General features: G+C 59.2%; 10 protein-coding genes. 5 read left to right on the top strand and 5 right to left on the bottom strand.

Annotation, left to right across the window (positions count from 1 at the left end; all coding sequences use genetic code 11):
• Positions 1–65 precede the first annotated feature (65 nt).
• The 3 genes from ACOKCT_RS09900 to ACOKCT_RS09890 form a co-directional block, all read right to left on the bottom strand.
• Complete coding sequence (locus ACOKCT_RS09900; RefSeq protein WP_103179692.1) at positions 66–734, bottom strand: GntR family transcriptional regulator; 669 nt, start codon at positions 732–734, stop codon at positions 66–68.
• Positions 735–989: 255 nt separating this feature from the next.
• Positions 990–2,030 carry an NADP-dependent oxidoreductase gene (locus ACOKCT_RS09895; protein WP_103179693.1) on the bottom strand — a complete coding sequence of 347 codons (1,041 nt, stop codon included), beginning with the start codon at positions 2,028–2,030 and terminating at the stop codon, positions 990–992.
• A 65-nt stretch (positions 2,031–2,095) separates the two neighbouring features.
• Positions 2,096–2,671 carry a helix-turn-helix domain-containing protein gene (locus tag ACOKCT_RS09890; RefSeq protein ID WP_103822044.1) on the bottom strand — a complete coding sequence of 192 codons (576 nt, stop codon included), beginning with the start codon at positions 2,669–2,671 and terminating at the stop codon, positions 2,096–2,098.
• A 150-nt stretch (positions 2,672–2,821) separates the two neighbouring features.
• Here ACOKCT_RS09890 and ACOKCT_RS09885 point away from each other — a divergent pair, with 150 nt between their 5' ends.
• Positions 2,822–3,340 (top strand): GNAT family N-acetyltransferase, encoded by a 519-nt coding sequence (locus ACOKCT_RS09885; RefSeq protein ID WP_103179695.1) that lies wholly within the window; start codon positions 2,822–2,824, stop codon positions 3,338–3,340.
• Positions 3,337–3,786 carry a DMT family transporter gene (locus ACOKCT_RS09880; RefSeq protein ID WP_103822045.1) on the top strand — a complete coding sequence of 150 codons (450 nt, stop codon included), beginning with the start codon at positions 3,337–3,339 and terminating at the stop codon, positions 3,784–3,786. Before ACOKCT_RS09885 ends, ACOKCT_RS09880 begins: the two co-directional genes overlap by 4 nt.
• 1 nt (position 3,787) lies before the next feature.
• On the opposite strand, the gene ACOKCT_RS09875 is transcribed toward ACOKCT_RS09880, so the two are convergent.
• Together ACOKCT_RS09875 and ACOKCT_RS09870 are read right to left on the bottom strand one after the other, a co-directional pair.
• Positions 3,788–4,021 (bottom strand): YdcY family protein, encoded by a 234-nt coding sequence (locus ACOKCT_RS09875; RefSeq protein ID WP_156238843.1) that lies wholly within the window; start codon positions 4,019–4,021, stop codon positions 3,788–3,790.
• 98 nt (positions 4,022–4,119) lie between these two features.
• Positions 4,120–5,718, bottom strand: a complete 1,599-nt coding sequence (locus tag ACOKCT_RS09870; protein WP_159339351.1) for an ABC transporter substrate-binding protein — start codon at positions 5,716–5,718, stop codon at positions 4,120–4,122.
• A gap of 281 nt (positions 5,719–5,999) precedes the next feature.
• Between ACOKCT_RS09870 and ACOKCT_RS09865 the strand changes: the two genes are divergently transcribed.
• The 3 genes from ACOKCT_RS09865 to ACOKCT_RS09855 are packed head-to-tail and all read left to right on the top strand — an operon-like array spanning position 6,000 to position 12,491.
• Positions 6,000–7,346 carry an SrfA family protein gene (locus tag ACOKCT_RS09865; RefSeq protein ID WP_159339352.1) on the top strand — a complete coding sequence of 449 codons (1,347 nt, stop codon included), beginning with the start codon at positions 6,000–6,002 and terminating at the stop codon, positions 7,344–7,346.
• 4 nt (positions 7,347–7,350) lie between these two features.
• The gene (locus ACOKCT_RS09860) at positions 7,351–10,332 is read left to right on the top strand and encodes a virulence factor SrfB (RefSeq protein ID WP_263951668.1); all 2,982 of its coding nucleotides are present in this window, start codon (positions 7,351–7,353) and stop codon (positions 10,330–10,332) included.
• Entirely contained in the window at positions 10,329–12,491 is a 2,163-nt protein-coding gene (locus tag ACOKCT_RS09855; protein ID WP_420193415.1) for a virulence factor SrfC family protein, read from the top strand. The genes ACOKCT_RS09860 and ACOKCT_RS09855 overlap by 4 nt, the downstream gene beginning before the upstream one ends.
• Positions 12,492–12,610 lie beyond the last annotated feature (119 nt).

Below are 12,610 nucleotides of genomic sequence, written 5' to 3'. Positions count from 1 at the left end.
CGTCTGCCGGAAAAAAGAACAGGTCATATTTAGTGAAATTACCGCTTCGTTTATTTATGGCGCGGTTAGTTCACAAACTGCCTGATTAATATCTCATTCGCTTCGTCGATCACTTTATCAATCGCCGCACGGCTGGCCTCCTGATCGCCCTTCGCAAGGGCATCAAGCAGTTCATCATAACGATAGGAGCGGCTCGGCAGCACAATGTCTGGATTGTACAGACAGTTGAAGCAAGGCCCTATGCGCACCCAAAGCTGTTCGATAAGCGACATCAGCGTGGGCATATCGGCATAATGATAGAGCGTAAAACGAAAAGCACGGTTGGTGTGAAGCGCCCGCTCCACCTCACCATTGCTCATCGCCTCGTGAAATTTTTCTGAAAGATCGCGCAGCGTCTCTAACTTCTCGTCGGACATTTGATTGCATGCCGCCGCGACAGCCATGCATTCCAGCTCCTTACGGATGGCATTGACTTCGCTATAACGCTCTAAACTGACTTCCGGCACCAGAAAAGCCTGCGCCGGGGTCGCGTGCAGCGCGCCCGCGGAGACCAACCGCAGCAGCGCTTCACGAACAGGAGTAATACTGGTACCGAGTTTATCCGCAATATCTTTGGTGACGAGCCGTGCGCCTGGCTTTAACGCGCCGGCAATCAGCGCGCTTTTCAGACTCACCTCAACCTGCATCGTCAGACTCATTCGTTGAGCTTTTTCTAAATTATCCAAATCCAGCATGTTCTATTCCTGTTACCCACACTTAACTATATTTCACAGACGGTTAAATAAGGACCGCTGAGTATTTGATATATCCTGTATCGCATGCCTGATTTACGTCAAAAGATAACCTTCAATCATAACTTTGTGTGATTGAAAAAATAATAGACCCCGATTTGTATACCGCGTTTCGTTTATTCTATGCCTGTATAATTAAAGACGTTATTTTGGAATTTGCACAGTTTAGTATGGCGGAATAATCCGCCATACCTGGTACTATTCGTTATTGTTCGCGACACGTATCACGACTTTACCGAAGTTTTTTCCCTCCAGCAGGCCAATCAGCGCATCGGGCGCATTTTCCAGGCCATCCGTCACCTGTTCGCGATAGTGGATGTTGCCCTCTTTGACCCACTGCCCCATCTGCTGCTGAAACTCTTCGATGCGGTGGCCGTAATCCTGGTTGATGATGAACCCCTGCATGCGGATGCGTTTTTTCAGGATGGTGCCCATCAGCAACCCGAGACGATCCGGCCCTGGCGGCAGGTCGGTGGCGTTATATCCGCTCACCAGACCGCACACCGGCACGCGCGCGGCGGTATTTAGCAGCGGCAGCACCGCGTCAAACACTTTACCGCCGACATTTTCGTAGTAAATATCAATCCCCTGCGGACACGCCTGTTTAAGCTGTTCGGCAAAGTCGTCAGCGTGATGATCCAGGCACTGGTCGAAGCCCAGCACCTCGGTGGCGTGACGGCACTTCTCCGCCCCACCGGCAACGCCTACCACCCGGCAACCTTTCAGCTTGCCAATCTGCCCAACGGTGGAACCTACCGGGCCGGTCGCCGCGGCCACTACCAGGGTCTCACCCGCTTTCGGTTGGCCGATATCCAGCAGTCCCATGTAGGCGGTAAAACCTGGCATGCCCAGAATACCTAACGACCATGAAGGGTGCTCCGGGTTCTCACCCAGTTTCACCAGCCCGTTGCCGTCGGAGAGTTCATACTCCTGCCAGCCGCTGTAGCCGAGCACCCATTCACCCGGCTGATAGTCAGGGTGGTTCGAGGCCTCAACGCGGCTGACGGTGCCGCCCACCATTACGGCACCGATCTCTACCGGCGGCGAATAAGATGGCGCATCGCTCATGCGGCCACGCATATAAGGGTCAAGAGAGAGCCACATCGTGCGCAGCAGAAGCTGGCCGTCGGCGGGCTGAGGGATGTCGGTGGTTTCTAAACGAAAGTTATCAGCGGTGGGGGCACCATGGGGACGAGAAGCCAGAACCCATTGACGATTTTGCGTTGAAGATTGACTCATACCTCACTCCTTTTTATAGAAACGTCCTTAGAGCCTAGCCTCATCTTCCCCTGCCCGCTTTAACATTATGAGCCGGACTGGTTAAGCCTGACGACAAGGTAGACGCACGGCTCGCCGCTTTCGTTAATAAACCGGCAGTCGTTCGGCGGGCCTAATTCCAGACAATCTCCGGCCCGCATTTCATGGCGGGTATCCCCCTCCTGAAACACCAGCTCCCCCGACTGAAGCCAGATAAGCTGGCGCGCAAGGGCATAAGAGGAGGCGGGCATCGGTACATCGCTGTTGCCGGGCAATTCAACCTGCACCAGGTCGATAGGCAGATCGGTACGCGGCGAGACGTGTCGACGCAGATAGTGGGTTTGTGGGTCGCGCCAGACAGGCTGGCTTTCAAAGCGCAGCAGCTTGCCCTCCTGCATCTCGGCGCGGGCGATAAGGGTCGACATGCTAATGCCAAACGCGCCAGAGAGACGGGCCAGCAAGGTGGCGGTCGGGCTGCTGTCGCCGCGTTCGATTTTATGGATCATCGCCCGCGACACGCCCGCCCGCTCGGCAAGCTCGCTCAGGGACCATCCGCGCGACTCGCGTTCAAGCCGAATGCGCGCGCTGATCCGTTGATTCATATTGTCTGACAGAATATTCATCACGCCATACTATAGACAAAGTAATGGATTACAACCGGCATTTCTCATAACGAAAAGATATGTGTTATGCCGTAGCGTTTTCAGCGACTGTTTGTGTAATATTGTGACACTGCGTACCACTATAGTGAACAACACACCCCGAGGTTTCAGATGCTTATTCGTCACGCCACTAAAGAGGATTGCGCCGCTATCGGCGAGATCTATAACCACGCCGTACTGCATACCGCCGCCATCTGGAACGACACCACCGTGGACACCGATAACCGCATCGCCTGGTTCGAGGCGCGCCAGCTGATGGGCTATCCGGTGCTGGTCAGCGAGCATGATGGCGTGGTCACGGGATATGCCTCTTTCGGCGACTGGCGCGCCTTTGACGGGTTCCGTCATACGGTTGAGCATTCGGTGTATGTGCATCCGGATCATCAGGGCAAAGGCATCGGGCGGGCGCTGATGGAACAGCTGATTGTTGAGGCCCGACGCATCGGCAAGCACGTGATGGTGGCCGGGATCGAAGCGCAGAATCATGCCTCTGTTCATCTGCATGAGACGTTAGGTTTTGTCACCACTGGCCAGATGCCGCAGGTGGGGACTAAGTTTGGCCGCTGGCTGGATCTGACCTTTATGCAGCTTCAGCTCGATGAGCGCAGCGAACCGGATAACATCGGATGAACCAGACCCTGACGCTGGTATTTCTGGTGGCGGCGGGCATTGGGTTGGTGGTGCAGAATACCCTGATGGTACGCATCACCCAGACCTCAAGCACTATTCTTATCGCCATGCTGCTCAACTCGCTGGTGGGGATCGTCTTGTTTGTCTCGATTTTGCTGATTAAAAACGGCGTCGCCGGGTTCAGCGAGCTGGTTCACACCGTGCGCTGGTGGACCTTAATTCCCGGCCTGCTGGGCTCATTTTTTGTCTTCGCCAGCATCAGCGGCTATCAGTATGTCGGGGCCGCGACGACCATCGCCGTGCTGGTTGCCAGCCAGTTAATCGGGGGTCTGGTGATGGATGTGGTGCGCAGTCAGGGGGTGCCGCTCAAGGCCCTGATCGGCCCGGTATGCGGCGCGGTGCTGCTGGTGGTTGGCGCCTGGCTGGTGGCCAGACGCCAGTTCTGAATCAGAGGATCACCCCGCCTTTGGTCAGGCTGTCATGGCGGGCCTCCTGGTCCTCTTTGTACTGTTTACCGTGGTGAGCGATGGCGTTACGCAGGCGCTGCTGCTGGGTATAGCGATCTTCACGGGTTAACTCGCTATCCTCGCTAAGCTCGATCAGCAGTTCATTCATATGTGCAATCACGCTTTCGGCTATCGTCGCGTCAACGCGGGCGGTAACATCCTCTAAATGTGACATTGTCACTCCTTCTCAGCTTGCCCGGCGGCGCTACGCTTGCCGGGCCTACGGGTGCCATAAGCAGGCCGGGTAAGGCGCAGCCGCCACCGGGCGCTCTGTCAGTTTACTTTCGCCTTCGAGAAATCACTTCCCATCAGGCTCACGCTGTATCCGCTAATATTGCTGCGGGTAGCAAAGAAGGTTTTGCCGTTGGCCAGCGCAATCCACGGTGCCTGCTGATAGAAGATCTCCTGCGCCTGGTTGTAGAGCTTCGCACGCGCGGCGGGATCGCTGGTGAGCTTCGCCTTCTGCACCAGGTCATCATAGCCCTTGTCGCACCAGCGTGCAGCATTGGAGCCGGTTTTGATGCTGTCGCACCCCAGCAGCACGTCGGCAAAGTTATCCGGGTCGCCGTTATCCGACATCCAGCCAAACAGGGCGCTGTCGTGCTCGCCTTTACGCATGCCGGAGAGGTATTCGCCCCACTCATAGGAGACGATTTTCGCTTTAACACCCACCTTCGCCCAGTCGCTCTGGATCATCTCCGCAATGCGGCGCGAGTTTGGGTTGTAAGGGCGTTGTACCGGCATCGACCAGAGGGTCACTTCCGCGCCCTGCTCCAGCCCCGCCTGTTTCAGCAGCGCTTTCGCTTTTTCCGGATCGTAGCTGTAGTCCTGCACATCTTTATTAAAGCCCATCATATTCGGCGGGATCGGCGATTTTGCCACCGTGCCGGAGCCCATAAATACCGCGTTGATAATGGCCTTTTTGTCGGTGGCGTAGTTCAGGGCCTGGCGCACCAGCACGTTATCAAACGGTTTTTTCTCGGTGTTAAACGCCAGATAGCCGACGTTCAGCGCATCGACGCTGTGCAGGGTCAGGTCTTTGTTCTTCTTGATCACCTCAAACTGCACCGGCGATGGGGCAGGAATAATCTGGCACTCGTTGGTTTGCAGCTTGGCGAGGCGGGTTTCGACGTTCGGGGTGATGGAGAAGATCAGGTGTTTGGTCGGCACCGCGCCATCCCAGTAGTTCGGATTGGCGATATAGCGGATAAGGGAGTCAACCTTATACTGCTGGAGCACGTACGGTCCGGTGCCGATCGGCCAGGTATCGACATTTTCCGGGGTGCCTTTTTTCAGCATCGCGTCGGCATATTCCGCCGACAGGATCGAGGCGAAGTCCATCCCCCAGTCGGCGAGGAAGGCGGCGTTCGGTTCGCTCAGCACAAACTGCACGTGGTTGTCGTCGATCTTCTTCACCTCCTGGATCAGCTTATCCAGGCCGACGTCGTTAAAGTATTCGTAGTTGCCCTGAGAGACGTTGTGGTATGGATGGTTAGGGTCTTTCTGACGCATTACCGAGAAAATAACGTCATCGGCGTTAAAATCGCGGGTCGGTTTAAAGAATTTGTTGCTGTTGAACTTCACCCCTTTGCGCAGGGTAAAAGTATAGGTTTTGCCATCCGGCGAAATGGTCCAGGATTCAGCCAGTGAAGGCACCGGGGTATTTTTGACCGGATCGAAGTTAATCAGGCGGTTATAGAGCACCTGTGAGCTGGCAACGAAGCTCGGGCCGGAGCTGGCGATCTGCGGGTTAAACGACTCCGGTGACGCTTCAGAGCAGTAGATAATGGTATCGTTATTGGCCGCCCATGCGGCACCCGCTGGCAGTAATGCGCTTAACGCCAGCGCAAGAAGAGTTTTCCCTGTAGACATGTTAATTACCTGTTTGGTTTTATTATATAGAACGATAATAACAGCACAGCACCTGCCCACAGGCAAATAACGAAACACTATCAGGTTATTCTAAAGCAGTTATTTCCGCTGATTTTCCCGCCAATCGCCAGACGGCGATTTGCCTTAAGGTACATTCAACGTCAAGCACTTTCGACCGCCGCAATGCTGCAAGAAATCGCCCCTTTTGCCGTCTCTTCTGCCGTTTGTTTGCCGGCAGATTTCGTAAAGTAGACGCGTGAAAAAGTCTATGGGACCAAATCGTGGCAAAAACCCTTTTACGCAGCGGCAATCTGGATGATTTTCAGGCCGTTGGCGGCGGCGGACAGGCCGTTTTTGAATCAGCATTGCAAATCCGTGAGGCGCTGCGTCTGCGCAAACAGCAAGCCATTGTCGATTGCCTTGCCATTCCGCAGGTCAATGACGAGGGCGACCGGGTGGACTGGTACTCACCGGTTGAGGGCGCCGTTAAAAGCTGGAAAGCCGCCGATGAAGATGCGCGTTTTCGGGCGCTGCGCCTGCTGGAAGGCACCCTGTCGAGTGTCGAATCCCTGAGCAAAAAATCGCTTCAGTCGCCAAAAACCGCCCAGCAGCTGTTTGGTTCCCTGCTTTCCAAAGCATTTCAGTTCCCCGGTGAAAACTTCCTCTTCCTGGTTGATGGCAAGCCGGTGATCACCTTCTGGGGTTTTGTGAACCTCAATGAAAACGCGCGGGAGGATATTCTCGACTGCCTGCGCGCCTCGCTGCTGCCGGACCCGATGCCCGCGCCGGTGGCTGAGCCCGACCCCGAGCCTGAAACGGCCCCGGCCATCGTTTTCGAAAAAGCCGATGAACCGCTGGTTGCCGCCCCGGCGACGGTGAAGATCACCGCCAATGACCTCTACGAAGCGCAGTCCGCGCCGGTAATGAGCGCCAGCGAGCCAGAGCCAAAACCGGAGCCTGCCGCGCCGGTGGTGCAGGCGAAAAAACGTCGCGTTCCGCTGTGGCCGCTGCCGGTTGCCGCCGTGGTGGTGGCCGCCGTTGCCGCCCCGCTGCTGTGGCCGAAACAGGCACCTGTCGCCGAGCCGGTCAAAACCGCTGTTGCTGCCCCGGTGGCGATTGAGCCCAAACCCGTTGCCGCGGTTGAGCCTCTGCCACTGAATCTGCCGCTGCATCAGGCTGAAGTGGTGGCCGTTAAAGCCGAAGAGCCAGCCCCTGCGGAACCGGTGGTGATTGCCGCCATCCCGAAAGATGCGCTGGTCATGGACGCCGGGCAGGTGAAAGCCGGTTCAACCCGTTTTCTCAACGGTAGCTGGCGGGTCATGCTGGATGTCACCGATCCGATCACCGGCAAGCCGCCTTCACTGCGCTATCAAATCCAGAACAACAAAGGCACTGCCCGCGTGGTGCACGGCGACAACGTGGTCTGCCGCGTGGAGGTCTTCTCCGGGCTGCACAGCAACGGCGAGCTGCTGATCAAAACCCGGGGCCATGCCCGCTGCGCTGACGGCTCGCGCTACCCGATGCCGGAAATTACCTGTAAGGCCGGCACCAGTGATGTGGCGGAATGCAGCGCGCGCTACGACGCGAAGACCGTGGTTCCATTGACATTCAGGAAGGCAGGTGCGTGATCCTATGCTGGTAAACCTTTGCGACTACAAACAGAGCGTGACGCTGATTGCGAACAGCGGCGTACAGTTTCTTGATTTTGGCCTGACGCCGCAGGACTCCGCCCAGAGCGGGCGGTTTGTGCGTAAAACCGCCAACGGCCCCCTGCTGCGCCTCGATTTTGATCTGGTGAATGGCCGCTATACCCTGCCCGCCACCAACGGCGGACAGCCAGAAGTGGTGAAACCCGAAAGCACCATTCCGCTTCAGCAGTCGCTGGCGGTGCTCGACGGTGTCTGGCTGCCGGTGCCGTTCCTGCGCTTTAACCCACCGCGCACCTTCGTTGAAGGCCCGGACAACTGGGCCCGCGTGCAGGTGCGTAAGCTGGAGACCCCGGACAACGCCGGAAACAGCCACCGCGTGACCCTGGCGCTGGACAGCCAGATCGCCGCCCACGCCACCAGCGCCCTGTCGCCGGTGGAGAACGACATTCTCAACGGCACCCGTTTCGCGTTGGCCTGGCGCGACGACGAGGTGGCGAACTTCCTCGACCAGACCTGGATTGACGGCTGGCTGCGGGAAGCCTTCACCCAGTACGCCACCGGCGTGGAGAACCGCGCCGAGCGCGATTTACAGCTGGCGATGCGCAATTTTGAATACCAGGCGCACTGGCTGAACATTCTGGCGATGCTGGGGGAACAGCTCACGGTGCCGGAAGTCAAATTTGTTACCCACACCCTCAGCACCCCGGCTATCCCGGTGGATCTGATCCTCGATGTCGGCAACACCCATACCTGCGGGGTGATCATTGAAGATCATGGCGACGCCAACGACGGACTGCGCCAGACCGCCGAGCTACAGGTGCGCTCGTTAAGCGAGCCGCAGTTCCTCAACGAACCGCTGTTTACCAGCCGCCTGGAGTTTTCCGAAGCCCGCTTCGGCAAGCAGCACTTCTCGGTGGAGAGCGGCCGCGAAGACGCCTTTGTCTGGCCCTCTATCGTGCGCGTCGGCGACGAGGCGCGCAAGCTGGCGACCCAGCGGCTGGGCACCGAAGGCAACAGCGGTATCTCCAGCCCGCGCCGCTATCTGTGGGATGAAACCCCGGTGGTACAGGACTGGCGTTTCAGCCAGATGAACAGCAAAACCCAGCGCGAACCGCTGGCGACCGCCTTCCCGCTGATGAACCTGATGAACGATGACGGCCAGCCGCTGTTCACCCTGCCGCAGGATGAACGTCTGCCGGTCTTCTCCCCGCAATACAGCCGCAGCACCCTGATGACCCACATGCTCTGCGAGCTGCTGGCGCAGGCGCTGGGGCAGATCAACAGCGTCGCCACCCGTCTGCGTCTGGGCTTCCCGGCGTCACCGCGCCAGCTGCGTACCCTGATCCTCACCCTGCCGTCGGCCATGCCGAAGCAGGAGCGCGAGATATTCCGCCGCCGTATGTTTGAAGCCATCGCCATCGTCTGGAAAGCGATGGGCTGGCACCCGCAGGATGAGGACTTCTCCAGCCGTAAACAGCAGGAGAAAAGCGTGGTGCCGGTGCCGGAGATCCAGATGGAGTGGGATGAGGCCAGCTGCGGCCAGTTAGTGTGGCTCTATAACGAAGCCATCTCCCATTACAACGGTCAGACCGAAGCCTTTTTCGCCGCCCTTGCCCGCCCGGATCGCGAGCCAGAGCCGGGCTGTCAGCCGGGCCGGGCCCTGCGCGTCGCCTCGATTGATATCGGCGGTGGCACCACCGATATGGCCATTACCCATTACCAGCTCGACGACGGTTCGGGCAGTAACGTCAAGATCACCCCGCAGCTGCTGTTCCGCGAAGGCTTTAAGATCGCAGGGGATGACACGCTGCTGGATGTGATCCAGCGCTACGTGCTGCCCGCCCTGCAAACCCAGCTGCAGAAATCGGGCATTGCCGACGCGTCTCTGCTGATGGCCTCGCTGTTTGGCGACTCCGGGCGCATCGACACCCAGGCGGTGCTGCGCCAGCAGACGGCTTTACAGCTGTTTATGCCGATTGGATATGCGATCCTCGCCGCCTGGGAAGCCAGCGACGTTGACGATCCCCTCGACGGACTGCACGCCACCTTTGGCGATCTGCTGACCCGCAAGCCGACGCGCAACGTGATGAACTACCTGCAACAGGCCATCGAGCACGCCCTGCCAGCCGGGTCGGCACCGTTCGACCTGTTTGCCGTCCCGCTGCACGTTAATTTCCGCGAAATGCAGGACGCGATGCTGGCCGGACACTTTACCCTGGCAGCACCGCTGCATGCGGTGGCAGAGGCAATCTCCCACTACGCCTGCGATATTCTGCTGATCACCGGGCGTCCGGGCTGTCTGCCTGGCGTTCAGGCGCTGATCCGCCATCTGCAGCCGGTGCCAGTCAGCCGGATGGTGTGGCTGGACAAATACCGGGTACATGAGTGGTATCCGTTCAGCCAGCAGGGGCGCATTGGCAATCCGAAATCCACCGCGGCGGTTGGGGCGATGCTCTGTAGCCTGGCGCTGGATCTGCGCCTGCCGCGCTTTAACTTTAAGGCGGCGGATATCGGCGCTTACTCCACGGTGCGCTACCTCGGGGTACTGGATAACACGGTAAATACCCTGCGCGAGGAGAACGTCTGGTATCAGGATATCGACCTCGACAAGCCGGGGGCGAAGCTGGATACCCGCCTGCACTTCCCGCTGCGCGGCAATGTGACGCTGGGCTTCCGTCAGCTGGCGAACGCCCGCTGGCCTGCCACCCCGCTCTATACCCTGAGCATTAACTCGGCGGAGCTGGCGAAATCCATTGCCGGAGACGGGGTGCTTAACGTGCGCCTGAAGCTCTGCGGCGGCAATAAACAGGATGGTCCGGAAGCCTTTGAGCTGAGCGATGCCTGGCTACAGGACGGTACGCCGGTCCCGGCCGATGCCCTGACCTTTAAACTGAATACTCTGGCCGATCGCCGACACAGCGGTAGCCATTACTGGATCGACAGCGGGAGCGTATACCTGAAATGAGAGCCACGACGACCACGACTCAGGCATTAATCGGGTGGATCAACGCAACGCGTCAGCACGCCCCGCTCCTCGACAATGACGCCGATGCCCTGCTGGCGAGACTGGCGGTGGCCGACGCGCGGGAAAAGGCTATTCAGCGGGCGCGGAGCGCCGGGAGCACCATCGGGTTATATGGTCACTCCCAGGCGGCGAAAGCCCACCTGCTCGTCACCCTGTGCGGCAGCGACAATCAGCGAATGAACGTGATTGTCGGCCAGCGAACCTTTGACTACTTTTCGCACATCAATCCCGGCCACGCCCTGACCAACATGGCGTTGCGCTTTACCCCCACCGCAACGGAGGTGGCCGATGACGCGTTTCCGCTGCGCCTGAGCCTGCTCACCGAAGCTGAACTGGTGCAGGTGTTCTTGGCCCGCGCCACGCTCCCGGCGGTGGATAAATCCGTTATTGAGGCGCGTCTGGAGAAATGGCGCGCCCTGCGCCAGCCTCAGAGCGTACCGGGTATCACCGCCGCCGACGTCGGCACCATCGCCCGCTACTGGCGCGACACGGTGCCCGCCGCCGCCCAGCAAATGGACGATGCCCTGTGGCATCAGTTTGCCCTGCTGCTGCCGTCGCTGGATCTGAGTACCCGCGCAAGCGTCTGGTCCTTACTGTGGGGCGAACAGCAGGAGCTGACCCAGCAGTGGCTCAAGCTGGCGCAAATTCTGCACCAGACCAGCCACGCCCAGGCGCTGGCGGCGCCGCTGAGCCTGCTGGTGGATAATTTTGGCCTGCCGACCGAAGGGTTCCTCACCCGGGGTGATATCGCCCTGCCGGAGGTCCAGCAGGCGGTACTGCACCCGCTGCACAACGGCGAGCTGCTTAACGCCATCAGCATCCCGCTGGACGTGCTGGCCCTGCTCACCCGGGAGCTGATCCTGCCGGTAGAAAATAGCGCGCTGGCTGGAGTGGATATTATTGATATTCCGGCCCCGTCAGCGCAGCCCGATTCACCGCTGGCCCAGGCGAAACTGCAGTGGTTGCTGGAGCACTATCGCCAGCAGCTACAGCCAGATGTCCTGGTGATCTGCAATGCCACTGCCCATCACGGCCAGACCGCCCGCACCGCGAAAATGTTGCTTAACTGGGTGAAAGCGACCCAGCCGGGCGACGATGCCGCCCTGCCAGGGCTGGTGTGGGCGATTACGCCCCAGGACGCGCGCTTTACCCGCCGTTCCAATCTCGACGAAGCGGTGCAACAGCTGCTCGGCAAACCCGGTCAGCACTGGGGAACGTTGCAGGCGCTGGACAGCAGCAGTATGCAGCGGGTGATTGAGTGGTTATCCCAGGCGACGCTGCCCGCCCAGCGTGAGACGCGTTTGCAGGGGTTACGCCAGCAGCATCAGCGGGAACTGCATCAGCTGATGCGGGGGTATCTGGCCCCGCTGACTCAGGATCCTGACGCCCAGCGCGGCACCGCCGAAGCGATGGTGCGTGCCCTGCAGGGGAGCGCCGCCCGTCACGGCGAGCTGCTGGAGGGATTACTCCCGCCGCTGCGCGCCTTTGAGACGCTGCTCGCCGTGCAGCAGCCGCGCGAAGAGCAGGTCAACGGCCTGTTTACCGATGCCATCGACCTGTTTGCCGACAGCGCCCAGGATAGCGATGAAATGTTGCAGCCGACGGACAAAGCGCGTCTGGCCCATCAGGTGTGGATCAACCATCTGCGCCAGTGGAGCCGGGATGAAGCCGTCGCCAGCCGTCTGGGGCTGGATACCGCGATCCTGCAGCAGATTGGCGATGTGCTGGTGATTGCCAGCTACCGTCTGAATCTGCTGGCGCAGCTAAAAAAGATTGTTGATACCGATAAAAGCAGCGCTGCACAGCTGCATGCCGCACTCGGCAATTTTGTGGGATGGGTCGGCTACGCTCAGACCCCGGCTTCCGCCCGCCCGGCCAGCCGCATCCGCAAAGGGCAGCCGGTGTTTGTCACGCCTGTGGTTAACAGCACTGCGCCACGCTTGACCCGTCTGGGAGAGCAGCCGGTGCATGCAGCCACGGCCTATGTCTATGACTGGCTGGTGGCGCTCTATACCCAGGCGATTGATAACATCGGGTATCAGCATCCGCATGATATTACCCATGACGATCGCAGAGCGTTGCAGGCCTTGCTCGCCTGATACGGTGCAAGAACCTTAGCCGGTAAGACACGGTACAGGAGCGGTCTGTACCCCCCTCACTCCAGGCCTGTCTCGGTGGGGTGAGGGGAACATGCGGCAGTGGAGGTGGTTCCGTTCAC

Origin of the sequence: Leclercia sp. M-A074-M (assembly GCF_965195605.1) — a bacterium.
Taxonomy (GTDB): domain Bacteria; phylum Pseudomonadota; class Gammaproteobacteria; order Enterobacterales; family Enterobacteriaceae; genus Enterobacter.
This window is presented reverse-complemented; position numbering and strand designations above follow the sequence as displayed.